The 25,701-nt window shown below is 38.0% G+C and carries 19 protein-coding genes and 1 pseudogene; 10 read left to right on the forward strand and 10 right to left on the reverse strand.

Going from position 1 to position 25,701, the window contains the following annotated elements; translation table 11 throughout:
* Positions 1–38 precede the first annotated feature (38 nt).
* Both LC418_RS08950 and hemN read left to right on the forward strand, forming a co-directional pair.
* A complete protein-coding gene (locus LC418_RS08950; RefSeq protein WP_223558815.1) occupies positions 39–1,052 on the forward strand; it encodes a WD40/YVTN/BNR-like repeat-containing protein in 1,014 nt (337 codons plus the stop codon).
* A 179-nt stretch (positions 1,053–1,231) separates the two neighbouring features.
* The gene (hemN, locus tag LC418_RS08955) at positions 1,232–2,590 is read left to right on the forward strand and encodes an oxygen-independent coproporphyrinogen III oxidase (RefSeq protein ID WP_223558816.1); all 1,359 of its coding nucleotides are present in this window, start codon (positions 1,232–1,234) and stop codon (positions 2,588–2,590) included.
* Between the two features lie 50 nt (positions 2,591–2,640).
* On the opposite strand, the gene LC418_RS08960 is transcribed toward hemN, so the two are convergent.
* On the reverse strand, positions 2,641–4,011 hold the full coding sequence (locus tag LC418_RS08960) for a PQQ-dependent sugar dehydrogenase (protein ID WP_223558817.1): 1,371 nt from the start codon (positions 4,009–4,011) through the stop codon (positions 2,641–2,643).
* 218 nt (positions 4,012–4,229) lie between these two features.
* Here LC418_RS08960 and secD point away from each other — a divergent pair, with 218 nt between their 5' ends.
* The 6 genes from secD to LC418_RS08990 all read left to right on the forward strand — a co-directional run bounded on the left by secD (position 4,230) and on the right by LC418_RS08990 (position 11,279).
* On the forward strand, positions 4,230–7,139 hold the full coding sequence (gene secD, locus LC418_RS08965; RefSeq protein WP_111957611.1) for a protein translocase subunit SecD: 2,910 nt from the start codon (positions 4,230–4,232) through the stop codon (positions 7,137–7,139).
* 312 nt (positions 7,140–7,451) lie between these two features.
* Complete coding sequence (locus tag LC418_RS08970) at positions 7,452–8,687, forward strand: TCR/Tet family MFS transporter (RefSeq protein ID WP_111957609.1); 1,236 nt, start codon at positions 7,452–7,454, stop codon at positions 8,685–8,687.
* Positions 8,688–9,019: 332 nt separating this feature from the next.
* Positions 9,020–9,355 carry a Sec-independent protein translocase subunit TatA/TatB gene (locus LC418_RS08975; protein WP_111957607.1) on the forward strand — a complete coding sequence of 112 codons (336 nt, stop codon included), beginning with the start codon at positions 9,020–9,022 and terminating at the stop codon, positions 9,353–9,355.
* 3 nt (positions 9,356–9,358) lie between these two features.
* Positions 9,359–9,925 carry a phosphatase PAP2 family protein gene (locus LC418_RS08980; RefSeq protein ID WP_111957605.1) on the forward strand — a complete coding sequence of 189 codons (567 nt, stop codon included), beginning with the start codon at positions 9,359–9,361 and terminating at the stop codon, positions 9,923–9,925.
* A complete protein-coding gene (locus LC418_RS08985) occupies positions 9,922–10,734 on the forward strand; it encodes a tetratricopeptide repeat protein (protein ID WP_223558818.1) in 813 nt (270 codons plus the stop codon). The genes LC418_RS08980 and LC418_RS08985 overlap by 4 nt, the downstream gene beginning before the upstream one ends.
* Before the next feature lie 86 nt (positions 10,735–10,820).
* Entirely contained in the window at positions 10,821–11,279 is a 459-nt protein-coding gene (locus LC418_RS08990) for a tRNA (cytidine(34)-2'-O)-methyltransferase (protein ID WP_223558819.1), read from the forward strand.
* 38 nt (positions 11,280–11,317) lie between these two features.
* Here the strand turns inward: LC418_RS08990 and LC418_RS08995 are convergent, their stop codons facing one another.
* Entirely contained in the window at positions 11,318–11,791 is a 474-nt protein-coding gene (locus tag LC418_RS08995) for a 23S rRNA (pseudouridine(1915)-N(3))-methyltransferase RlmH (protein WP_111957599.1), read from the reverse strand.
* A 316-nt stretch (positions 11,792–12,107) separates the two neighbouring features.
* Between LC418_RS08995 and LC418_RS09000 the strand changes: the two genes are divergently transcribed.
* Both LC418_RS09000 and LC418_RS09005 read left to right on the forward strand, forming a co-directional pair.
* Positions 12,108–12,677, forward strand: a complete 570-nt coding sequence (locus LC418_RS09000) for a hypothetical protein (protein WP_223558820.1) — start codon at positions 12,108–12,110, stop codon at positions 12,675–12,677.
* Between the two features lie 499 nt (positions 12,678–13,176).
* Positions 13,177–14,187 (forward strand): YihY/virulence factor BrkB family protein, encoded by a 1,011-nt coding sequence (locus LC418_RS09005; protein ID WP_111957597.1) that lies wholly within the window; start codon positions 13,177–13,179, stop codon positions 14,185–14,187.
* Here the strand turns inward: LC418_RS09005 and nhaA are convergent.
* The 8 genes and pseudogenes from nhaA to LC418_RS09045 form a co-directional block, all read right to left on the reverse strand.
* Entirely contained in the window at positions 14,184–15,362 is a 1,179-nt protein-coding gene (gene nhaA, locus LC418_RS09010; RefSeq protein WP_111957595.1) for a Na+/H+ antiporter NhaA, read from the reverse strand. The genes LC418_RS09005 and nhaA overlap by 4 nt on opposite strands.
* A gap of 2 nt (positions 15,363–15,364) precedes the next feature.
* Entirely contained in the window at positions 15,365–17,575 is a 2,211-nt protein-coding gene (locus tag LC418_RS09015) for a RelA/SpoT family protein (protein WP_111957593.1), read from the reverse strand.
* A 112-nt stretch (positions 17,576–17,687) separates the two neighbouring features.
* Positions 17,688–18,053: a hypothetical protein gene (locus LC418_RS09020; protein WP_223558821.1), complete on the reverse strand. Its 366-nt coding sequence runs from the start codon at positions 18,051–18,053 to the stop codon at positions 17,688–17,690.
* 310 nt (positions 18,054–18,363) lie between these two features.
* A pseudogene (gene acs / locus LC418_RS09025) lies at positions 18,364–20,277 on the reverse strand (acetate--CoA ligase); the annotation flags it as partial.
* Between the two features lie 54 nt (positions 20,278–20,331).
* Positions 20,332–22,218: an AMP-binding protein gene (locus LC418_RS09030; protein ID WP_223558823.1), complete on the reverse strand. Its 1,887-nt coding sequence runs from the start codon at positions 22,216–22,218 to the stop codon at positions 20,332–20,334.
* Positions 22,219–22,431: 213 nt separating this feature from the next.
* Positions 22,432–22,794, reverse strand: coding sequence for a response regulator transcription factor (locus LC418_RS09035; protein ID WP_111957584.1), 363 nt, complete (start codon positions 22,792–22,794; stop codon positions 22,432–22,434).
* A gap of 6 nt (positions 22,795–22,800) precedes the next feature.
* Positions 22,801–25,497 (reverse strand): ATP-binding protein, encoded by a 2,697-nt coding sequence (locus LC418_RS09040; RefSeq protein ID WP_223558894.1) that lies wholly within the window; start codon positions 25,495–25,497, stop codon positions 22,801–22,803.
* On the reverse strand, positions 25,490–25,684 hold the full coding sequence (locus tag LC418_RS09045; RefSeq protein WP_034731116.1) for a hypothetical protein: 195 nt from the start codon (positions 25,682–25,684) through the stop codon (positions 25,490–25,492). Before LC418_RS09045 ends, LC418_RS09040 begins: the two co-directional genes overlap by 8 nt.
* Positions 25,685–25,701: the final 17 nt, after the last annotated feature.

Below are 25,701 nucleotides of genomic sequence, written 5' to 3' on the forward strand. Positions count from 1 at the left end.
AATCCACAGAATTCTGTGGATTTTTTATTTTTGTCTCTATGAAAAAAACTTTTTCCATTTTATTGGTATGCTTGGGGATATTTATGTTTTCCCAGCAAATAGAAAGCTTTACCACTATTTTAAATGACAAGATAAGCATAAGAGCTCTTGAAGTTTATGATAACAAAGTCTGGTATACCGGAACAGATTCAAAGTTTGGCTTTGTTGATCTTAAAAATAACAAAGACCAAAAACAGCTGGGGCTATCGGATAAAAAGCTTCAGTTTAGAACGCTGGCACAGGATAAGAGTTCTTTTTATGCTATTAATATTGAAAGTCCTGCCTATTTTTTTAAGATTGATAAAAAAGATCTGAAGTCAGAAATTATCTTTACTGATACTGTGAAAACTGCTTTTTATGATGCTCTGCATTTCGTGAATCATCAGCTGGCTTATACTTTCAGTGATGCAGATAAGGATAATCTACTGAAACTGGCTGTTTACAGTAATGGAAAATGGAGAATGTTCAAAAGTGATATAAAACTGAACAGCGGTGAAGCGGCTTTTGCAGCAAGCAATACCAATATCGCTTCAACAAAAAAGTATCTGTGGATTGCAACTGGCGGAAAAGCATCAAGAATCTTAAGAATGGATTTGAAAAAAGAAAGTATCCAGGTTTTCGAAACTCCTTTTATCCAGGGAGAATCTTCGCAGGGAATGTATTCAATAGATTTTTATGATAACCGATTCGGGATTGCAGTAGGCGGAGATTATACCAAACAGGACGCAAATATCAATAATATTGCCACCACCCATGACGGCGGGGAAACCTGGCAGGTACAGTCTTCCGGAAAGAATGCCGGCTACACGACCTGTGTGAAAATTAAACCGGGATCAAAAGGAAAAGAAATCATTGCTGTAGGCGATAAGCACATCAGTTATTCTTCTGATTTCGGAAAAACATGGAAAAAAATTTCTGATGAGAAAGGATTTTTTGTCTGCAGTTGGCTAGAGGGCAATACCGTTGTTTTTGCAGGAAAAGACAGAATCTCAGTCATGAAATTAAAATTTTAAATCTTAGGGATAGAATTTATCATTATTTGAAGAATTCCAGTAGCGATCATATTTAGACTCATTATAAAATACAGCCTAATATATTTCATGGTTTAAAATTCATTCGTAATGGTTAATTTTGCAGGATGAAATTTATTTTATGTTAAATTTCATGATTCGATAATATTTTAAATTTTGAAATGAATTCTTTAATAGATAAGTATAATATTCCCGGACCACGCTACACATCATATCCCACTGTTCCTTATTGGGACGAATCTACATTTTCTCCTGAAAAGTGGAGGGAGACCGTGATAAGGTCATTTCATGAGAGTAATGCAGAAGAGGGAATTTCTATTTATATTCACCTGCCTTTCTGCGAAGCATTGTGTACGTTCTGTGCCTGCCACAAGCGTATCACAAAACAACACAGTGTTGAAATTCCATACTTGGAAAGTGTTTTGAAGGAATGGAAGCTTTATCTGGAACTTTTTGAAGAAAGACCCAAGCTTAAAGAACTTCACCTTGGAGGCGGGACCCCTACATTTTTTTCGCCAAAAAATTTAAAAACCTTATTGGAAGGTATCTTTGAAACTGTAGAAATAGCAGAACACCCTGAGTTTTCTTTTGAAGGGCATCCGAATAATACAACAAGGGATCACCTTCAGACTTTATATGATCTTGGCTTCAGGAGGGTAAGTTTTGGCGTTCAGGATTATGACCCTAAAGTTCAAAAGGCAATCAACAGAATACAATCCTTTGAAAATGTCAAAAATGTAACGGAGTGGGCTAAGGAAATTGGTTACAGAGGAATCAGCCATGATTTGGTTTTCGGACTTCCGCACCAGAGCTGGGATGCCATGGAGAATACCATCAGAAAAACAATGGAACTGAAGCCGGACAGGCTTGCTTTTTATTCCTATGCACACGTTCCGTGGGTAAAAGGGGTAGGACAGAGAGGTTTTGATGAAAACGATTTACCTAGCGGTGAAGAAAAACGCCGTTTATATGAAGACGGTAAAAGACTGCTTGAAAATTTAGGATATATAGAAGTGGGAATGGATCATTTTTCTCTTGAGCATGATGACCTGTACCAATCCCTGATTCATAAAAAGCTTCACAGGAACTTTATGGGCTATACTTCAAGCAATACCCAACTGATGGTAGGTCTTGGAATGTCTGCCATTTCAGATTCCTGGTATGCTTTTGCCCAGAATGTAAAAACGGTGGAAGAGTACCAGAAGATTATTGAAGAAGGTAAAATTCCTGTGGTAAAAGGTCACATTCTTGATGATGAAGATCTTACCGTAAGAAGACATATTCTGAATCTGATGTGTCAGCTTGAAACAACCTTTACTGATAAGAATTCTTTCCCGGAATTGGAAAATGCATTTGAAATGCTGAAAGAAATGGAAAAAGATGAATTGGTGGAGATTTACGACAATCAAATCAGGATCACAGAAAAAGGAAGAGCATTTACGAGAAATGTTGCCATGGTTTTTGATCTCAGGATGATGAGGAATAAACCGGAAACAAGAATTTTCTCTATGACGATATAAAACAAAAGCGGTTCCATCGGAACCGCTTTTTTATTGAAGTAAAATTTCTGTCATTTAATAATAAGTTTCTGGCTGTAAGATTTCACATCTCCCGATTTGATGATCAGGTAATAAACTCCGGCAGGAATTCCTGTAATGTCTACGCTGCCGTCGTTTTCAATTTTTGCTTTTTCCAGAACTATTTTTCCTTCTGTACTGAAAAGATCTGCAGTGCTGTTCAGGTCTTCCAGACCTTCAATGAACACTTTTTCAGAAGCGGGATTGGGATGAATATACAAAGAATTTGAGCGGTCTGTCTCGTCTGTTGCCAGCGCGCCTGTTGTGATTTTAAATATTTTTCCGCTGTTTACCGCTGCCACAAACAATTCTTTCTGAGAGTTCTGCCCGAAAGTAGAAAAATTGTTCCCTGAACTTGGAGAATTCCACACAAGAGAATTATCCGGGTTCATGATTCCGATCTGTTCAGAACAGTAATCTGCAAAGAAGTATTTTCCCTGAAGGGCAGGATACTGGCTTCCTCTATAAATATACCCACCGGTTATAGAGCATTTCCCTCCGGAATGATCATAAACGGCAACCGGAAATGTCATCGTGGACATAGGGGCACATCCTGCTGTATTGTAAGCATTATTGCCTTCATAACATCGCCATCCGTAATTGATTCCAGCTTGGGTAGCAGGCATCCTGTTGATCTCTTCAATGGCTCCCTGGCCTACATCAGCAATGATTACATTCCCTGTATTTGTGTCAAATGAAAATTTCCATGCATTTCTAAGTCCATATGACCAGATTTCGTCGGCTCCGGTTACTAAATTTCCTGCAAAAGGGTTTCCGGATGGAATATTATACGGCCCTGTAGCATTCACATCGATTCTTAACATTTTTCCCAGAAGTGAATTGATGTTTTGAGCATTATTGTTGGGGTCTCCGCCGCTTCCCCCATCTCCCGTAACGATCCAAAGATTTCCGTCAGGACCGAAATGAATACTTCCGCCGTTATGATTGTCAAACGGTTTTGGAATATTCAGAAGGATCTTTTCAGAAGCTGGATCTGCAACGTCAGGATTAGCAGAGCTTACAGAATATCTTGCTACAATGATATTTCCGGCGGTATTGTTGTAATACACAAAGAAATACCCGTTGGTTGAATACTGAGGATGAAAGGCAAGACCAAGAAGGCCTCTTTCCCCTCCGTAAAGAACTTTGGAGCTGATATTCATAAAATCGGCACTGTTAATCGTTCCGTTGGGCTGAATGATCTTAATGATTCCGTTCTGCTGTACGACGAAGAGACGGGTGTCATTGGCGTTCGTAATTTCAACTGGACTGGTAAGCCCGGACGCAAATTCTACTAAATTAATGCTTTGAGAATTAACGATTAAGGAAGAAAAAACGCCTAGGGTAAAAAATAGTTTTTTCATAATATTTTGATATTTAGTGTATTGATAAATGAATGAAAATTTTATACCAATCGGAATTTGAAAATTTCATTACGATAAGGAGGAAAAATTATTAAATCTTAAATAGAAGTTAAAACCCCGATATATCTGAAAATAAACCGTTTCTGTTGTTAAAAAATTCATAAAATAATAATAAAATCATTATATTTGCCGACTTAATTTAACGTAGTTATAACAAAATGCAAGGAAAAGGACTTATTACAATTGTTGCTATTGTACTAGGGTTAATTTGCTTAAATGAGCTATTACCAACTTGGTACGCCAGCAAAATTGAAAGGCAGGCGACTGCTGTTGCAGGAGACAATCCGGAAAAGTATCAGAAAGAAATTACAAGACTTTCTAAAGATACTTTGAACCTGGGATTCACAAAACTTTATTACACTAAAGCCAAAGACAAGGAAATGAAACTTGGTCTTGACTTGAAAGGAGGGATCAACGTTCTTTTGGAAATCAACCAAAGAGATTTGGTAAATGATTTAACCAATTATTCTACCAATCCTGTTCTTATCGAGGCTTTAAACAAGACGGATGAAGTTCAGAAGAATTCTACAAAATCTTATATCGATAATTTCTTCGATCAGTTTGAAGCGATCAACAAAGCAAAAGGAACGAACCTTAAGCTGGCTGATCCTGAACTTTTCGGGAATACTAATTTATCGGAGATCAAGTACAATACGACTGATGATCAGGTAAAAAGTATCATCAAAAGAAGAATTGATCTTTCTGTAGGTACTGCTTTTGAAGTAATCAGAACCAGAATCGATAAAATGGGTGCGGTGCAGCCAAACGTTCAGAGAGTACCGGGTACGGCAAGAATTTCTGTTGAAATGCCAGGTATGAAAGATATCGACAAGGTGAAGAAAATGCTTCAGACTTCTGCAAAACTTCAGTTCTGGGAAGTACAGCAGGTTCCTGAAATAGCGCCATATTTCCAGACATTGACTACAATGGTAGGCATAAAAGGTGATTCTATGGGAGTTGCGAAGAACATCAACTTCATGAGTCTTTTAAACCTTGACAAATTAAGATCAAACGGTGTTGCAAGCGTAAAACTTTCAGATACTGCTGCTGTAAACAAAATTTTGAACAGCAAAGTAGGTCAGTCATTACGTCCGGCTAACATTAAATATACACAGTTTATGTGGGGATACAAACCTGAAGCTACAGATGCTGAAAGTTTAGTATTGTATGCAATCAGAGGTAATATCAACCAAAAAGCTCCGGTAGACGGTGCTGTTGAAACGGCAAGCATTGGCTATGATGAGCTAAGCAGAGTGGTAGTAGACATGCAGATGGATTCCAAAGGTGCTAAAGAATGGAAAACATTAACTGAGAAGAATGTAGGTAAGCCGGTAGCGGTAACATTGGATGGCAGAGTATATACTGCGCCAAACGTTGTGAATGCTATTCCAAACGGGAGAACCCAGATCTCTGGTAACTTCTCTCAGGAAGAAGCTAAAGAACTGGTAGATGTTTTGGGAGCAGGTAAATTACCGGCTGGTGCAAAAGTAGTTCAGGCTACAGTAGTAGGACCTTCATTAGGACAGGAATCTATTAATGCAGGGGTTATTTCATTTGCTATCGCATTTTTAATTATTATTGTTTATATCATTTTCTATTACGGTGGTGCAGGAGTGTATGCTGTAATTGCAATGATCATCAACTTATTCTATATTTTCGGAATTATGGATTCCGGTGATTTTACATTAACGCTTCCTGGTATCGCGGGTATCGTTCTTACGATGGCGATGGCGGTCGATACGAATGTAATTATCTACGAAAGAACCAAAGAAGAATTATTTGCAGGAAAGAGCATCCTGGAAGCTTACAAAGACGGTTTCAAACATGCACTAAGTGCGATCGTAGATGGTCACTTAACGACATTATTAACGGCTGGTGTACTTTTCTTATTCGGAACAGGACCTATCAAAGGATTTGCTTTGACTTTAGGAATTGGTATATTAATGACATTCTTTACTTCTGTATTACTTTCAAGAGTAATGATCTTCACAAGATTGAATAAAGGAAAACATCTTTCTGTCTGGACTCCTCCAACGAAGAACCTATTCAGAAATACATGGATCGATTTTATCGGAAAAAGAAAATATGCCTATATCATTTCTGGTGTTTTAACTCTAGTTTGTATTGCATCTATTGCCATCCACGGTTTCAAATACGGAATTGATTTTACAGGAGGTAGAAACTATGTGGTAAGATTTGATAAAGCGGTTAATGCTGAAGATATTGAGCAGAACCTGGTAAAAGTATTCAAAACTGAAGATGGTAAAAATTCTTCTGTTGAAGCTAAAACTTTCGGAAACGACAGACAGTTGAAAATCTCAACAGATTACCTTATTGAAGATGAATCTTTAAAAGCTGATCAAACTGTAGAGCAGAAATTATACGAAGGATTAAAGGCAAGCTTGCCTGCCAAGACTACATTGAGTGATTTCAAATCTGCGGATAAAGAGCATGCAGGAATTATCTCTTCTGAAAAAGTAGGACCTACGGTAGCAGATGATATCCAAACTCACGGTATTCTTGCTGTAGTAGCTGCTTTAGCGGGTATTTTCATCTATATCTTATTAAGATTTAGAAAATGGCAATTCTCGTTGGGTGCTGTTGTAGCTTTGTTCCATGATGCGGTAATTATTTTGGGAGCGTATTCATTGCTTCATAAATTTATGCCGTTCAACATGGAGATCAACCAGGATTTTGTTGCAGCAATCCTTACCGTATTAGGATACTCAATTAATGATACCGTTATTATCTTCGATAGAATTAGAGAGTATTTAAGAGAGAAGAAGGCTTTAACATTGGCAGGATTATTTGATGACTCTATCTCAAGTACATTAGGTAGAACATTCAACACTTCATTTACAACGATCCTTGTGATTCTGGCGATCTTCATCTTTGGTGGAGATAACCTGAGAGGATTTATGTTTGCCATGTTGATAGGTATCGGATTTGGTACCTATTCATCCATCTTTATTGCATCGGCTATTGCTTATGATTTCCTTAAGAAAGGAAAAGAAGATGAGGTGCACGGGAAGACAACAAGTACCAAAGAAGTACTTGCTTCAAAGTAATATCAACTACAATAAATAAGTAAAGGCCGTTTCGAAAGAAATGGCCTTTTTTGTGCGGATGGGGGGTAAGAGTATCAGGGATTTTGGGCTCAAAGTTTTTGAATTACGGGTTACCGCATTCTTGGTTTCAAGATCTGGATTTCAAAAATTTAATATTAAAGTTCAAGGTTTAAATTTATATTTGCGTAGCCCAAATCTGGAATCTGATGTCTGAAATCTTTCATCTAAAATCTTGACTCTTGATTCTTGACTCTCCCTTAAATCCACAATTTAGAATCATTATATTTCAGATTTCATTAATTTTGCAGCATTATGGAAAACTCAAGGAAAAAAGCAGCCATCGGCTTTATATTTATTACTTTATTGATTGACATTACAGGATGGGGAATTATTATTCCTGTTGTTCCCAAATTAATTGAGGAACTGATCCATGCCGACATCAGTGAAGCAGCAAAATATGGTGGCTGGCTTGGTTTTGCCTATGCATTTACTCAGTTTATCTTTTCACCGGTGGTAGGAAACCTGAGTGATAAATACGGGAGAAGGCCTATTATCCTGATTTCCCTTTTTGGATTTGCAGTAGATTATATTTTTCTTGCTCTTGCACCCACTATTTGGTGGCTTTTCCTGGGCCGGATTATTGCCGGGATCACAGGAGCCAGTGTAACAACCGCCAGTGCTTATATTGCTGATATTTCTACAGATGAAGACAGGGCTAAGAATTTCGGTCTTATCGGGGCCGCATTTGGTCTTGGATTTATCATTGGACCTGTATTGGGAGGAGTTTTGGGACATTATGGTGCCAGAGTGCCTTTTTATGCAGCGGCAGGTTTATGCCTTTTAAATTTCCTTTACGGTTATTTCGTTCTTCCTGAAAGCTTAGATAAGGATAAAAGAAGAGAATTCGACTGGAAACGGGCGAACCCTGTTGGTTCATTTAAATTTTTAGGTAAACATCCGGAAATTTCAGGATTGATTTTTGCCCTTATCTTAATTTATATTGCGGGCCATGCCGTACAGAGTAACTGGAGCTTTTTCACCATGTACAAATTTAGCTGGACGGAAAGGATGGTTGGAATTTCATTAGGGGTTGTAGGACTTTTAGTAGGTCTGGTTCAGGGTGTTCTGATACGTTGGACAACTCCAAGATTAGGAGAGGAAAAAAGTATTTATTACGGATTGGCTTTGTATGCATTAGGGATGCTTTTGTTTGCCTTTGCTACAGAAGGCTGGATGATGTTTGCGTTTTTAGTTCCTTACTGCCTGGGTGGAATCTGTGGACCGGCATTACAGTCAGTAATTACGAAAAGTGTTCCTTCCAACGAGCAGGGAGAGCTCCAGGGAGCATTGACTAGTTTAATGAGCGCTACTTCTATTATAGGGCCACCGTTGATGACTAACCTTTTTTACTTCTTTACCCACGACGAAGCCCCATTTGAATTTTCAGGAGCACCGTTCTTCCTGGCATTTATTTTAATGGCGATAAGCGTGGTGATGACTTATTATGCATTTCAGAAAAAAGATAAAAAACTAATCAAAAAGCTGTAATTAAAGCAAAGTCTGAAAAGATTAATTATTTAAATCCGAATTAAGATAAGTGTTGAAAATGATGCAGTGGATAAGCAGTAGCTTTACAAAGCATGACAGCTTTAAATATTGAACTAAAATCAAAGAGTCAAAAATGCTGGATTTAGATTTGGAATCGAAACTATTACCTGCAAAAAATAATTTACAGCCAGCAACAAAAATCAACAGCTAATCGAAGTGTACTTGATTCTTAAATTATTGAACTTCATAGCTTTAATCTTATGAAATCTTAAAATTTGTTTAAAATTTTAGTTTCCTGTAAATAAATGTATAATCTTTTGTAATTTTACGGAATGGAATTAAGCATTGGAGAAATGGCTCTGATCGCGGTAGCGATTGTTGTTTTATTCGGTCCGGATAAACTTCCTCAGATAGCGCGTGACCTTGGGGCAGGCGTTAGAAAGATGCGTGGTGCAGTGGAAGACATTAAAACTGAGATCATGAAGGAAACTGATAATCCTGTTTCTGAGATCAAACGCGAAATTGAGAAGGTAAAAGACGCTGCAAAGGACTTCAACCCGATGAAGAACATTGAAAAAGATATCATGACAGAACCTTCCGCAACTAATGAACCTCCGAAACTAAAGCCTGCCGACGACGAAACCTACGAAGGGCCTGTAAGCAGATAATTCATGGAGGAAATCATTCAGGAAGACAAAAAGGTTTTTCTATACCTTAATAATTTGGGCGATACTTCTTTCGACCAATTTTGGATGCTCATTTCCAGTACATGGATATGGGTACCGCTATACATTATATTTCTTTACTTTTTATACAAGAACTATAAGCTAAAATCCTTAGTTTTTATCCTTATATTCATTGCACTTGGAGCTACGGTTTCCGACCAGCTGGCAAGTGTTTTCAAATATGGAGTGGCCAGGCTTCGGCCCTGCCATGATCCCAGTTTAGAACATTATATGAGGATCGTGAAGTGCGGAGGGCAGTATGGATTTTATTCTGCCCATGCTTCCAATACCTTCTTCCTGGCAGCTTATTTAAGTATTTTATTGAAAAAGAAGCTCAATTGGTTTCCATATGCTATATTTGTATGGGCTGTGATAGTTTCTTACAGCCGCATATATTTAGGAGTGCATTTCCCGATAGATATTTTGGTGGGGGCGTTTGTTGGATCTTTATTGGGAGTGATATTTGGAATACTCGCCAAAAAAGTCATCAACAAGCAAAATATACCTTCATGAAAAAATCTTTATTACTGACAGCATTGATATGCTCCTCATTCATACTTTACGCACAGGACAAAATTAAAGCAGAAGAATGCTTTAAAAAAGCCGATTACAAATGTGCGGAAGAGCAATATACCAAACTTGCGGAAAAAGAGCAGATTCAGAAATATCAGTCTGAATATTACAATAATCTGGGAACAGCCCAAAGAAGGCTTGGAAAAACAGCATTAGCTTTGAAATCGTACGAATCCGCAATGAAAGCCAATCCCTTATCGGCTCCAGTATATGCCAATCTTGCATCACTGAACAGCCAGAAAGGAAATAAGGCTAAGGCATTAGAATATATCTCTACCGGCCTTAAGATTGATGCTGAAAATCCGGAATTTTATCTTACCCGTTCCAAAATCTATGACAGCCAGGGAAAAAAAGATCTTGCGCTGAGTGATCTCAAACAGATCCTGAGCTTTGCACCGGATAATATTTTTGCGAAAACGGGGCTGGCCAATCTGAAGAAAAATAATGGTGACCTGGACGGTGCCTTAAAAGATTACAATCAGCTGATCTCTGAAAAACCGGAATCACTGTTGTATAATGGCAGGGCAGATGTTTATTTCAAAATGAAAAAGTCTAAAGAAGCTCTTACAGATGCTAATAAAGCCATTTCCATAGATCCTAAATTTTCTCATTCCTATGTAACCAAAGCATTGGTCCTATTTGAAACGGCAAAACCAAAAGAGGCCTGTGAAAACCTGGATAAAGCAGTAAGCTTAGGATATGAAAAAGCTATTTTGGCAGATTATTATGCTAAATGTGTGAAAAAATAAATCTTACAGTAAATACATTCTTACGGGCGCGGCATGAAATGCCGCGCCCGTAAGAATGAAATAAGCCATAAAATAAAGAAATATAGATGTTAAACATTGTTCTTGTAGAACCTGAAATACCCAACAATACAGGCAATATAGGACGGCTATGTGTAGGAACCGAAAGTAAACTGCACCTGGTTCATCCGTTTGGATTTGTAATCAATGATAAAAATCTGAAAAGGTCCGGTTTAGATTATTGGGTACATCTTGATGTTACTGAATATGCAAATGTTGAAGAGTGGGTGAAGAATATTCCCGATCCGTCCCGCGTCTTTTTAATGAGTTCACATGCTGAAAAATCCTATCTGGAAAATAACTTTCGGGATGGCGACTGGCTGGTTTTCGGTAAGGAAAGTGTGGGGTTGGGTAATGAAGTCCTGGATCAGTTTGAAAACCATTTGACGATTCCCATGTCAAAATTAATCCGAAGCTTTAATATTGCCAATTCCGTTGCTTTTGTAGTAGGTGAGGCAAAAAGACAGATTGGTTTACAGGTTAAGTAAAAATAAAGTTTTAACTGACAGTAAAAATTTACAAAGATTTAATCATTATGGTAAGGCTTTCCCTGCAGGATCTGGTCGGCACGGTAGAGCTGTTCCACGATAAATAAACGGATCATCTGGTGGGTAAAAGTCATTTTTGATAAAGACATTTTTTCATTGGCCCGGCTGTAGACATCTTCTGAGAAACCATATGCACCCCCGATAAGGATATGAACTTTTTTTACTGAAGAATTCATCCACGCATCAATTTTTTGTGAAAATTCACGGCTGGTGAACTGCTTGCCTTTCTCATCTAGGAGTACAACAAGGTCATTTTTGTCAATATAATTGAGGAACAGCTTGGATTCTTCCTTCTTCAAAAGTTCAGGTGAGAGGTTTTTTGCGTTTTTTACATCAGGAATTTCGGTGATTTCAAAATTCCAGTGCTTGGGAAGGCGGGTAAGGTAGTAGCTGATTAAAGAGGTAATCTCCTTATCATCCGTTTTGCCGATACAAAGTAAGCTGATTCTCATGTATGGAGGATTTCAAAAGGCAAAGATACGGCTTTTTCGAGGGCTTTTATCTTCAACTATTGATATATTCGGAATAGTTATTTTAAACCGGCGGATAGTGTTTTACCCAGATCTGCAATTTGTTTCAGAGATATCTTTTTTAAATATAGTAACAAAATTCATTAACTAGAGAATTAATTTGTTAGTAAATAATTATTTTTTCTATTTTTGGATAATAACTTTAAACTATATTTATGAAAAGATTTTTTTAAATTACCTATTATTACTGATCTCATTCGTTGGAGTTTTATCATGTCGACAAAATGAAGCTAATGATATGGATTTTAGCGAGAAAGGCAAAGTAACCACAATCTCTGCTGCAAAATTTTCAGACTTGACTGAAAAAGAATTAATCTCTAAACTAGTATCTGATGAAGATTTTATTAATTATGGCAAGAATTCGTTTGACTTTTATGAAAGTATGCCAACCAAAACTAGTTTTTTAAATTTTGATGCTACTACTTGGGAGCAAAAAGGTATTCCTTATTTAGCAGAATTATCTGGGTATACGAATTTAGAAATTGAGAATAAATTTTATAAGATTGCAAGTGACCTCAAAACTTTACAAGACAAGTATCCACAATTAGTGTATGACGGTAAAAATGAAGTGTTTATTAATAATGTTATAAATGAGGCTTGTAACCAAATTAATAATGATGTTTGGCAAAAAAATGGTTGTGCAGATTGCAGAAGTAAGCACAGGCCAAGAGTGATTGCTGCTGGTATACTTGGTGGTGCATCTGGATTTTTAACTGGAGGTGTTTTTGGAGGTGCAGCTGGTGCATTTACAGGTTTTGTAAAATCAGTTTCTGCAGCTGCAAGTTGTTTTGAAGCAGCTGGATGTTAAATCATGGTTTGGAGAATAGCTTTAAAAATACATTTTCAAAATTGTATTAAATATTTTATCTAATTTTTAGAAATATATTGGTTTGGCTATCTTTAAATCAAAATAATGATGCTAATATACAAGTCGGATTTTATATAATTATCTGAAAGTTGATATAGAACGCCTGAGGTATATTTCTCAGGCGTTTTAAAATGCTCCTTCTCTCTTATTTCCGACAATGTGTTTTCAGAATTCATTTTCGGTATAATTTAATTTAGGAAATAAGTATTTTGAAATTCTGATTATTTTTTTATTGATGCAAAAAGCATGATAACAATAAGAGAAAAAAAACAGGATTTTTATAATTCTTGCTTATCATTGCCATACTCTATATAATTTGCCGTTAAAAATAGGATAAAGAAAATGTTTATATTTGTATAAAGACTTATTAAAAACAGCAGATCTTCTCCTTCTCAAGAGATAAACAGGAGGGTTTTATTAAGTAAAATACACCAAATAGATGAGTATAAAAGTTCCTAGATTTATCTTGAAGATTCAAGAGTTTTTTGACGGTATACATATTCCTGTTTTGGGCATATCGCTCTGGCAGATGTTCCAGATCTATATTTCCGGAATTTTCAAAGGCAATATCGGAAGAAAGGCGGCAGCTATTTCCTGGAGTTTCACCATCAGTTTATTTCCTTTTCTGCTCTTCCTGCTTTCCGTTTTGCCGTACATGCCGCATTATGACAAGCTGCAGTTTTATATTTTTGAAGTTCTGATGCACAACGTTTTTCCTTCTAGTATGCAAGGGGATATACGTGGGTATATTGAGACTAATATTATTCCTAATATGAAAGGAATCAGTAATCTCACTATTGTGCTGGCTTTGATTTTTGCTACGAATGGGACTTTTTCTCTTATCAATGGGTTTAATGAAAATTCAGACGAAAAGCTTAGTGATGTTAAAGAATTTATTCTTTCATTTTTTATAACGATTGGCTTTATTACCATTGTATTTTTTGCACTTTTTGGAGTGTATTATGCGGAAGTTGTCATAAAACCTTTCACTCCGGCTTACGATATTTCATGGTTGGTCAAAAACCTTTCCAAAATCATTGGGTTTGTATCTTTTCCGCTGTTTTATTTTATTCTTTTAACGCTTTTTTACTGGCTGGGAACGGTGAAAATTGCGAGGTTCAGACAGGCAGTACCGGGAGCTATTTTAACGACGGTCCTGTTTGTTCTCACTACTTTTATCTTCGCGATCTATGTAAAAGATATTGCCAGATATAACGTCCTTTACGGATCTATCGGAAGTATGATCCTGCTGATGGTTTGGGTGAATGTGAATGTGTATCTTCTGCTGTTCGGAAATGAGCTTAATATGGCCCTCAGAAAACTCAGAATCGAAAAGCTGCTGTCTGATGAGATCAAAAGAGAAGCAGCTCATTATCATGCACAGGTGACAGAGCCTAATCTGGAAAGCGATGAAGAGCACAAAAGAAAGCTGGAAGAGGGAAAAGATTAATTTTCCACAGCGTTCATATCTTTTTTAGAACTCATACTTAATATGACAAACCCTAAAACTGCTGCTAAGAAAGAAGCGATCAGGATGGCAAATTTAGCTTCATCCTGAATTGGAATACTATCTTTAAAGGAAAGAAGTGCAATGAAAATCGACATGGTGAAGCCTATTCCCGCCAGTAATCCAACACCGACCATTTGTAACCATGTGCTGTTTTGAGGCAGTGTGCTGAGCTTTAATTTAATGGCGATAAAAGAAAACACGTTGATCCCGATCAGTTTTCCCAATATCAGTCCACAGATAATTCCCAGACCCAATGTACTTGTCACACCCGCTACCATTTCACTGGTAAAAGCAATATTGGTATTCGTTAAAGCAAATATTGGCATGATCAGAAAACTTACGGGAAAATGAAGCTTGTGCTCCAGTTTTTCAAGAGGAGAGGTTTCTACATCAGATACATTCGTAGGAATGGAAAATGCCAGCAGAACTCCGGCTATTGTTGCATGAATCCCGGAATGATGCAGGAAATACCACAAAAATAACCCTGGAATAATATAAAAAATAAGACGGGTAACTTTCAGGAAATTTAAGAGAAACAGCAGTGCTGCCGTTCCAAACGAAAGGAGAAGATAGGCCCAGTGAATTTGTTCAGTATAAAAAATAGCGATCACCAGGATGGCGCCGAGATCATCTACAATTGCCAGCGCTGCAAGAAATATTTTAATAGAGTTGGGAATCTTTTTTCCCAGCATTGAGATGATCGCAAGAGAAAACGCGATATCCGTAGCCATAGGAATTCCCCAGCCGCTGCTATATTCTGTTCCGGAATTGAAGAAGGTATAGATTGCTGCAGGAACCAGCATTCCTCCTACGGCTGCAAATATAGGAAGGGAGGCATTTTTGAAAGAAGACAGTTCACCTTCCACCATTTCCCGTTTAATCTCGAGGCCTACAAGTAAAAAGAAAACGGCCATAAGCCCGTCATTGATCCATATGCTCACAGGATAGGTAAGATGAAAAAGCTGAGTTCCCACTTCTTTGTCCAGAAAATTCTGGAAACCTTCTCCTGCGGACGAATTGGCAATTAATAATGAGACAAGCACACAGAAAATAAGTATAATTCCCGATGACTGATTGCTGCTGAAAAATTTTTTAAAATATAAAGATAAATTCATGTCTATGATTGTAATCGTCTCACTCTTGAAACTCCATCAATGCTTTTGAGTTTTTTAAATGTTTCTTCCAGTTGGCCTTTGTTTTTAACTTCAAGATTGATATTGCCCATAAAAACACCATTGTTAGATTCTATGGACATACTTTTCATATCCATTCCCATACTTCCGCTGATCACGGTTGTAATATCGTTAATCATTCCCATTCTGTCGAGACCTTCGATTTCGATCTTAACTCTGTTCTTAAAGCTTTCCGCATTCACCCATTTGGCCGGGATGACACGGTAATCGTATTGTGCTCTCAGATTGATTGCGTTGGGACAATTGTCACTGTGGACCTTGATACCATCTGAAATGGTAATAAACCCAAAAATTTTATCACCGGGAATTACCGTACAGCATTTGGCATAGCTGTAGTTCAGTTTCTCTTCGTCTTTCCCGAAAACAATCATATCAAGGTTCTGTTCTTTCGGTTCCTCAAAATGTACGTTTTTCGTCGGGGATTTTCTGAACCTTGAAAGTAAATTATTAAATACATTTTTACTTTCGATATATTTTCTCAGACTGCTGACATCCAGTTCATTGCTTTGAAATTTAAGGAACAGTTCCTGAGAAGACTTCAGATTGAAAAACTTCTGAAGCTTGTTTACTTCTTCATCATTAAAATTAATCTTTGCATGGCGAAGTTTCCTTTGAAGAATTTCTTTTCCATCTTCCACCAGCTGGTTCTTCTGGGAATTCAGGTAGCTTTTGATCTTGGACTTGGCTTTGGATGTCACTACAAATTCCAGCCAGTCCGATTTAGGCTTCTGATTTTGTGAAGATAAAATATCTATCTGGTCACCATTCTGAAGAACATAAGAAATAGGAACCAGTTTCCCGTTGATTTTTGCTCCAAGACATTTCATTCCAAGGTCGGAGTGAACGGCAAAAGCAAAATCCAGAGCGGTAGCATTTGTTGGAAGGATCTTGATTTCCCCTTTTGGAGTAAAAACAAATACTTCCTTAGAATATAAATTGAGTTTAATATTATCTAAAAGTTCGGACGTGGAAAGGTTTTGCTGCTGTTCAAGAATATCACGGATTTCGGTAACCCATCTTTCAAAATTCCGGTCATCAGAACTCTGTTTGTAGCCTTCTTTGTATTTGTAGTGGGCTGCCACTCCTTTTTCTGCGATTTCGTCCATTCTTTCGGAACGGATCTGTACCTCAATCCATTTTTTGTCCGGTCCCAGTACAGTCAAATGGAGACTTTCGTACCCTGTAGAACGTGGCTGTGTGATCCAGTCCCTCATTCTTGAAGGATTGCTGTGGTAAACATCCGTTACGATAGAGTAGATCTTCCAGGCTAAGAATTTTTCGTTCTTTGCATCCGATTTATAAATAATCCTGATCGCATAGTTATCGAATACCTCTTCAAAAGAAACTCCCTGCTTCAGCATTTTTCTGTAAATAGAGGAAATAGCTTTCGCACGGCCTTTGATGGTGAAATTTAAACCTTCTTCTTTTAATCTTTCCGAAGCTTCTTTCTTGAATTCCTCAATATATCTTTCACGGCTTTCTTTCGCCAGTTCCAGTTTTTCTGTGATCTCATTATAAACCTCAGGATTGTTGTATTTGAGGGAAAGATCTTCCAGCTCCGATTTGATATTATACAGCCCCAGACGGTGTGCCATAGGTGCATAGATATAAACTGTTTCCGAAGCAATCTTTTTCTGCTTGTCCGGAGCCATGCTTTCCAGTGTCCGCATATTGTGAAGACGGTCAGCAATCTTGATGAGAATAACTCTGAAATCTTCAGACAGTGTCAATAACAGTTTTCTGTAATTTTCAGACTGTACGGAAATGTTCTGGTGATTCATAATGGAGATCTTTGTGAGCCCGTTCACAATATTGGCGATCTTTTCTCCAAAAATCTTTTTAAGATCTTCATAGGTATAATCGGAATCTTCTATAACGTCATGCAGCAGGGCGCAGGCGATAGATGTGGCTCCAAGACCAATCTCTGTTGCTACAATTTTAGCAACAGCAATAGGGTGGTAGATGTAGGGTTCGCCGGATTTTCTCCTTTGATCTTTATGGGCATCCAATGCAATATCAAATGCCTTCCGGATGAGCTTGTTATTTTCCTCGTCCAGAGTCCTGTATGTATTCGAAATCAAATCCTTATACCGGGCAAGGATCTCTTTGTTTTCCTGTTCTAAATCGTAACTCATTTGTGCTAATGCCTATAATTAAACGAAAATACGAAATTTTTTAAACTTTTCCACCATAAAAAATCCGCAGAGCGTTCTGCGGATTTCCGGTTATTAGATTTTGTGTTTTCTGTCAGAATTTAACTTCTGAATCCATGCCGCTGCTTGATGCCTTTATTTTCACATCAGGGCTGTTATGGATGTCGGCTCTGTTTCTGGCATCAATAAATCGTTTAATTTGATCGTAATGTGCCTCTCCAATACCCATATTCTCGAATAAATAGGTCTTCAGTACTGAATTTTGGTTGAAAATATTTCTCGCGCCATCAGTTTGGTTCTTATCTTTTACCGCAACACTCGCAAGATACTGAGAGGTATCAGAGCCGCTATGAAGATATACTATGTAATCTGAACTTTCAAATCCTGAATTTTCCAGATCGGCTTCAAGCTTTTTGTAATCGCTGTGATGTGCAAATAATCCAGCTAATATATTTGACATAAGCAATAGTTTTTAAATTGTACCTAAAGATAATAAATATTTTTCAATATTGTTATTATTAATTCATTAAAATTTATAATTTATTGTTTTATCTATAATGCAATGTTAAAATGTTTGAAAATGTCTATTGAACACCTGTTTGATTTTAATGATGCTATGAAAACGAGCAAGATGAGCCGGAGGAGCTGGCTCAGCCTATTTCTGAATGGGTGTTTTACGGGCTCTATTGATTTGCTTCATCTGTAAAAATCTGTGGGAAATAAAAAAATAAAAAAACGGGCCGAAGCCCGTCCATTGAATATCATTAATCTTATATCCTTTCATTTTTAATTTCCTCCACAATTTCAGGATTTAGCAGTGTAGAAATATCTCCGAAATTACTGAAATCTCCTTCTGCAATTTTTCTCAGGATTCTACGCATAATTTTTCCGGAACGTGTTTTCGGAAGCCCTGAAACAAACTGTATCTTGTCAAGTTTGGCAATAGGTCCTATCTGGTCTGAGATCAGCTGATTAATCTCCTTTTTGAGATTTTCCTTGTCACGGCCTTCTCCGGTTTCTTTTAAGATCACAAACCCATATAAAGCGTTTCCTTTGATGTCATGAGGATAACCAACAATAGCAGATTCCGCAACAGCTGGATGTTCATTGATGCTGTCTTCGATAGGAGCTGTTCCTAAGTTGTGTCCGGAAACAATAATCACGTCGTCTACACGGCCTGTAATTCTGTAATATCCTACTTCATCCCTCAGTGCACCGTCGCCTGTGAAGTATTTTCCCGGAAAGGCACTGAAATACGTTTCCTTATACCGCTGATGGTCACCCCAGATCGTTCTTGCAATTCCCGGCCATGGAAAGCGGATGCATAGGTTTCCTGTTACCTGGTTTCCTGTAATTTCGTTACGCTTATCATCCATCAGAACAGGCTGGATTCCTGGTAAAGGAAGTGTGGCATAAGTGGGTTTGGTTGGGGTAACGAAAGGAAGTGGGGAGATCATGATTCCTCCTGTTTCCGTTTGCCACCATGTATCTACAATAGGACATTTTTTATTTCCGACATGATCATTGAACCAATGCCAGGCTTCATCATTGATAGGCTCACCTACGGAACCGATCACCTTCAATGAGCTCAGGTCATGTTTATCTACCCATTCCGTGCTTTCTTTGGCCAATGAACGGATGGCGGTAGGAGCGGTATAGAACTGGGTGATTTTATGTTTTTCAATCACTTCCCAGAAACGGTCCGGTTCAGGATAGGTAGGTACCCCTTCGAAAATTACTGTAGTAGCTCCGTTAAGAAGCGGTCCGTAGAGAATATAGGAATGTCCTGTGATCCATCCGATATCTGCTGTACACCAATAGATATCATTCTCTTTATAATTAAAAACATTTTTAAAAGTGTAGGCGGTGTATACCATGTATCCTGCAGAAGTGTGAAGCATTCCTTTCGGTTTTCCGGTAGAACCTGAGGTATACAGGATGAAAAGGGGATCTTCGGCATCCATGATAACGGTCACGAAATCTGCGGAGGCTTTTTCATACAGATCCGTCATCCAGTGGTCTCTGCCTTCTTTCATTTTAATTTCGTTGTGTGTTCTTTTCACAACCAGAACGGATTCTACGCTTGGTGTTTTTTCCAATGCTTCGTCTACAATGCTTTTCAGATCAAGAACTTTGTTTCCCCTGTAGCTGCCATCAGAAGTAATAATCATTTTGGCATTACAGTCATTCACCCTTGAAGCCACCGCGGAAGCGGAGAAACCTGCAAAAATAACAGAATGTACCGCTCCCAGTTTGGCACAGGCAAGCATGGTAACGGCCAGCTCGGGGATCATGGGAAGGTAAATGCAGACTCTGTCGCCTTTTTCAATTCCCATTTCACGCAGAACATTGGCGGTTTTATTAACCCGTTGATACAGTTCATTATAGGAAATATGCTGAGCTTCTTCTTTAGGATCGTTGGGTTCCCAGATAATCGCTGTTTTTTCACCTCTTACGGCAAGATGCCTGTCTATGCAGTTTTTAGTGATATTTAATTTGGCATTCTTAAACCATGTGATTTTGGCTTCATTCATATCATACTTAACCACCTTGCTCCATCTCTGGTACCACACGAAATTTTGGTCTGCAATCTTATCCCAGAATTTTTTAGGATTTTTGATAGACTTTTTATACTCTTCAAAATAATGTGGCAAATCTTCAATTAAGTAATTTCTCATATCCCTTTGTTTTTTGAAATTTGAATTTTATTAATATTAAATATATGTTTAATTTATGGCTTAAGCCCTATAGTCATTGATTTTTTCCTGAATTTCTTCAATGATTTTTTCATCATCTATCGTGGATGGAACCTGGAAATCTTTTCCATCCAGCAAGGTTCTGATCAGTTTTCTTAGAATCTTTCCTGAGCGGGTTTTGGGTAAACGTTTAACAACCATTGCATTCTTTAAAAAAGCCACAGCACCAATCTTTTCGCGAATCATTCTGATGATATCTTTTTCTATTTCTTCCTCAGAGATTATTGTTCCGTTTTTTAAAACAACCGTAGCAAAAGGAACCTGCCCTTTGAGTTCATCATCTATTCCTACAACAGCACATTCTGCCACATCGGGATGGGAAGAGACAATTTCTTCCATTTCTGAGGTGGAAAGCCTGTGTCCAGCTACATTAATGACGTCGTCCACTCTTCCGGTAATGAAAATATAGCCGTCCTCATCCTGAATAGCACCGTCTCCCGAGAAATAATAACCTTTGTACTGCGAAAGATAACTGTTCTGAAAGCGCTCATCGTCATTCCAGATGCCTAAAAGCGCGCCGGGAGGAAGCGGAAGTTTGATAATTAAATAACCTTCCTGATGGGCATCAAGCTCATATCCGTTCTCATCAAATATCTTAATGTCATATCCCGGAATCGGCTTTCCGGCAGATGCTCTTTTAATCTGATAATTATCGTCGAATGTCATTAGGCCCAGCATTGGCCATCCGGATTCTGTCTGCCACCAATGGTCAATAGCAGGAATTCCTATATGCTCTGCAAACCAGTCTAAAGTGGCCACATCGCATCGTTCGCCAGCTAAAAACTGCTTTTTAAAATGAGACAGGTCATATTTTTTCACCAGTTCTCCATCCGGATCTTCTTTTTTAATAGCCCGGATGGCTGTAGGGGCAGTAAACATTGCAGAAACTTTATATTCTGAAATAATTCTCCAGAACGTACCTGCATCAGGAGTCATAATGGGTTTTCCTTCGAAGATGATGGTTGTATTCCGGTTGATAAGAGGACCGTACACGCTAAAGCTATGTCCGACTGCCCACCCGAAATCAGACGCTGCCCAGTAAGTTTCTCCGGGTTCAACACCGTAAATATATTTCATGGAGAATTTCAATGCGGTTGCATAACCTCCGGTGTCGCGTGCAATTCCTTTGGGTTTTCCTGTGGTTCCTGAAGTATAAAGCAGGTATAGGGGATGGGTTGATTCCACGGAAACACAATCTACAGGCTCTGATTTTTGAACTAATTCTTCATAATCAATCAGTCCGTCGAACATTTCATGCTGGTTATCCACCAGTTTTCTGTTGTAAACAATAATGTTGTCTACTTTGTCCTGCGCCAGTTCAATGGCTTTTTCGACAAGTGGCAAATAGGGAATTCTTCTAGCTATTTCTACACCGGCAGTAGCGGTGATCAGGGCTTTTGGCTTACAGTCATCAATTCTTACCACCAATTCGTTCGGTGCAAAACCTCCGAAAACCACATTGTGAATCACCCCGATTCTTGCACAGGCCAACATTGCAAACAGAGTCTGTGGGATCATCGGCATGTAAATAACGGCTGTATCGCCTTTTTTTAAACCTAATGAAACGAGACCTCCTGCGAATTTTGATATTTCTTCTTTGGCCTGATCAAAAGTATAGGTGATTTTCTGATCTGTAACCGGAGAATCATAAATAATGGCGGTCTGATTTCCAAAACCGTCTTCGATGTGTTTATCAATGCACAGATAGCACATATTGAGCTTTCCGTCACAATACCACTGCGGATAATCATTTTTACCATTGGAAAGAATCTGTTCCGGAAACTTAAACCACTGTATTTCTCTAGCCTGTTCCTTCCAGAAATTTTCCTTGTCTTCTATGCTTTGCTTAAACAAGTTATCTGCGTCCATATTAATTTTGTGTTTTATGTTTTTTTTGTCATTGTGAAGAGCGAAGCGACGAAGCAATCTCTAAAGTTGAGGCTTAAGCTCTTCTTAAAAACTTAATAAAACCTTTAATAGTTAAAATTGAAACCATTAAGGTTCATTTAAGGATTAAGATTATTAAGAAATTGCTTCGCTTTGTTCACAATGACGATGTATTATCTTGATTCTTGAATCTGTCTACTCAAACATCTCCTCAATCTGCTGCTGCAGTTTTTTAATGGAATAGGGCTTCGTGACATAAGCATCAGCGCCCATTTTCAGTCCTTTTTCAATATCTTTAGGATTATTTTTTGCGCTCAGAAAAATGACTTTTGTGTCTTTCATTCTTTCATCTTCTTTGATGGCTTCCAGGGTGCTGTATCCGTCCAGGTTGGGCATCATGATATCCAGAAGAATAACGTCCGGAACCATTGTTTTCAGGAACTCCAGAACTTCTGTTCCGTCTCTTGCGATGTAAACGTCGTAGCCGTTTTTCTTAAAGCTGTATTCAAGTGACATTAATATTTTATGTTCGTCATCGGCAATAATGATCTTTCTCATAGATGGTTATTGGTTTTGTTCAACTTCATTTTTTGTTATGCTGTAAGGAATGCTTATCGTAAAAGTTACGCCCAGACCGCTGTTTTCTGCTTTTATGGTTCCGCTGTGTGCCTGTACAATTTTCTTTGAAATAGCCAGTCCGAGTCCGCTTCCTGTTGGTTTTAAGATATTCTGGTTTTTTGACTGATAAAATTTATCGAAAATCATTTCCAGATCCTCTTCGGGAATATGCTGTCCGGTATTGAAAATGGTAATGATCAGGTGATCTTCTTTTTCAGCCAGTTTGGTCTGTATTGTTCCCTGGTCATCGGTAAATTTTAAAGCGTTTCCGAGGATATTCTGGAAAAGCTGAATCATTCTCGCTTGATCATATTCAAATACGGTTTGATTCAGAAGATTCACTTCACTTAAATGAATGTTTTTCTGCTGTATCAGATGGAGTAGAGGGTTTAAAGCTTTTTTGTAGGTTTCAAGAATATTGTTTTCTTTAATGTTCAAAGCAATTTCGCCATGTTCCAGTTTATCAAGGTAAAGAATATCGTTGATGATTTCGCTCAACCTGTCGGATTCCGTGATGATATTGTTTAAAAATTCCTGCTTAATGTCCGTTGGAATATCATCATCGTCCGCTAAAATTTCGCCTGCCGAACGAATGGCAGTGATCGGGGTTCGTAATTCATGGGCTACAGAATCCAGGAAATCGTCTTTCTGACGGTCTTTAACAATTAGGTTTTCGTTGGCCTTTCTCAGGTCATTGGAAAGCTTCTGTAATTCTTCCGACTGTTCGGTGAGTTTTTTGTTAAGGATAATATTTTCTTTGGATTCCTCTAAAATATTTAAAACTTCTCTTAAAGATATTTTATCTTCTTTCGTTACACCTTCGATCAGAATTTTTGCGGATGCGGTCCCGATTCTTCCTGCCAGAAGGTTCTCCGAGAATTTGATAAATCTTGAATCTGCTGTTTCAGTATTCGAATCGATGTTGTATTTCAAATTAAAGATCCTTAAAGCCTGTTCCGTTTTATTTTTGCCCAGAAATCTTTCCAGAATATTTCTGATATCTGAAACATAAGCAGTTCCGCGCCAGACAAAAGCATTTTCATGATTTAAAATATGCTTATCGATATCCACATATAATTCTGCAAAATTCCTTTCCCGGTAATTGCCTTTAACACTTACGGAAATGATGGTAAACAAAGCTGTGTTAACAAAAATGGACCAGAAAAAAATCTGTGAGATCCTGCTTAGAAAAGGAATATTAAAAAATGTAAAAACATCATACATTTCACGGATAATCCCTTTGAATTCCTGGTTGTACGAGAAATAATACTGCGGAATGATCAGTCCGAAGTAGCAGATTGCTAATCCTGCAAGAAGTCCCGCTACGGCACCTTTATAACTTCCTCTTCTCCAGAATATCGCACCGAAAAATGAAGGAGCCAGCTGTGCGATTACAACAAATGAGATAAGTCCTACAGAATCCAAAGATGTTTTCAGGATAAAATATTTATAGAAAACAAAGGCCATGATGATCAGGGCAAAGATGCTGAATTTTCTAATGTTTGTAATGTTTCTTGTATTCTGAACCTCATTGTCAGATTTGAATTTCCCCAACAAACCGTAAGGGATGATGAGGTTATTGGAAAGCATGATGGATAAGGTAATAGCTGAAATGATGATCATGGAAATACATGAGCTCAATCCGCCTAGAAATACAAAAACTGTGATTAAAGTATTGCCAAAATGCTGTGGAATCAGAATAGAATAGAACTCCGGATTTACCTTCTCTCCGTCAAAAATTAATCTTCCGCCCCAGGCGATCGGGAAAATGAAGATCGTGAAGATCAATAAGTAAAGAGGAAAGAACCAGATTGCAGTCTTGATATGCTTCTCCTGTCTGTTCTCAATAATTGCAGTATGAAATTGTCTCGGAAGAATGCAGATGGCCGTAGCAGAAATCATACACAGGACCATCCAGTTCATGGCATCTTCAATTCCCTTAAATGTGTTTTTTTCTTTAAAATCTTCAAACTTGCTTGCCTTATCATAGATATCTGAAAAACCATCAAATACAAAATAAATAACAAATATGCCCAAAATGATGATAAAGAAAAGCTTTAAAAAGCTTTCCAGGGCAATGGCGGAAATAATACCCAAACGTTTTTCTGATGCGTCTACATATCTGGTTCCGTAATAGGAAGAGAACAGGGCAATTAAAACAACCACAAACGTTGCATTGTCGGTCAGTATATTATTGGATATTGAAGTCTCAGTAACCAGGTGAAAAGTTTCGGAAATAGCTTTGATCTGAAGCCCGATATAAGGAACAATGGCTAACAGGCAGACAACTGTGATGATTGCACTGAAGCTTCTGCTGTTTCCATATCGTAAAGAAATAAAATCGGCAAGGCTGCTGATTTTGTTGACTCTGGAAATTCTTACAATCCTTGTATTGATGTAGATCCATGCAGGGATAATCATAATAGGACCAATGTAGATGGGTAAATAATTCAGTCCGCTTGTAGCTGCAACGCCGATACTTCCGTAATACGTCCACGCTGTGCAGTAGACTGCCAGAGACAATGCGTAAATGTAAGGATTGTTCACCCACCGTTTGCTTCTCTTCTTCTCTGCCAGATGGGCAACTAAGAATAAAAGGGCGAGATAGAGTAAAACAACAGCAAATAACGCGAGGCTACTCATCATATTTTTTTACGATTACAAAAGAGATAATGATGGAGATCATCCAGACCGCGAACAGATAGATCAGAATCATCGGGTAGCCAAAAACATCTTTTTCACTGTTGAAAAGCAGTGAAATAGGAATGCTGAAAGCCATCATCAGCCCGATGCTCAGGATAATCAGTTTTTGTTCGTGTCTTTTCTTCATACATGATGATTGATAAA

It is taken from the genome of Chryseobacterium lathyri, from assembly GCF_019970085.1.
Classification (GTDB): Bacteria; Bacteroidota; Bacteroidia; order Flavobacteriales; family Weeksellaceae; genus Chryseobacterium; species Chryseobacterium lathyri.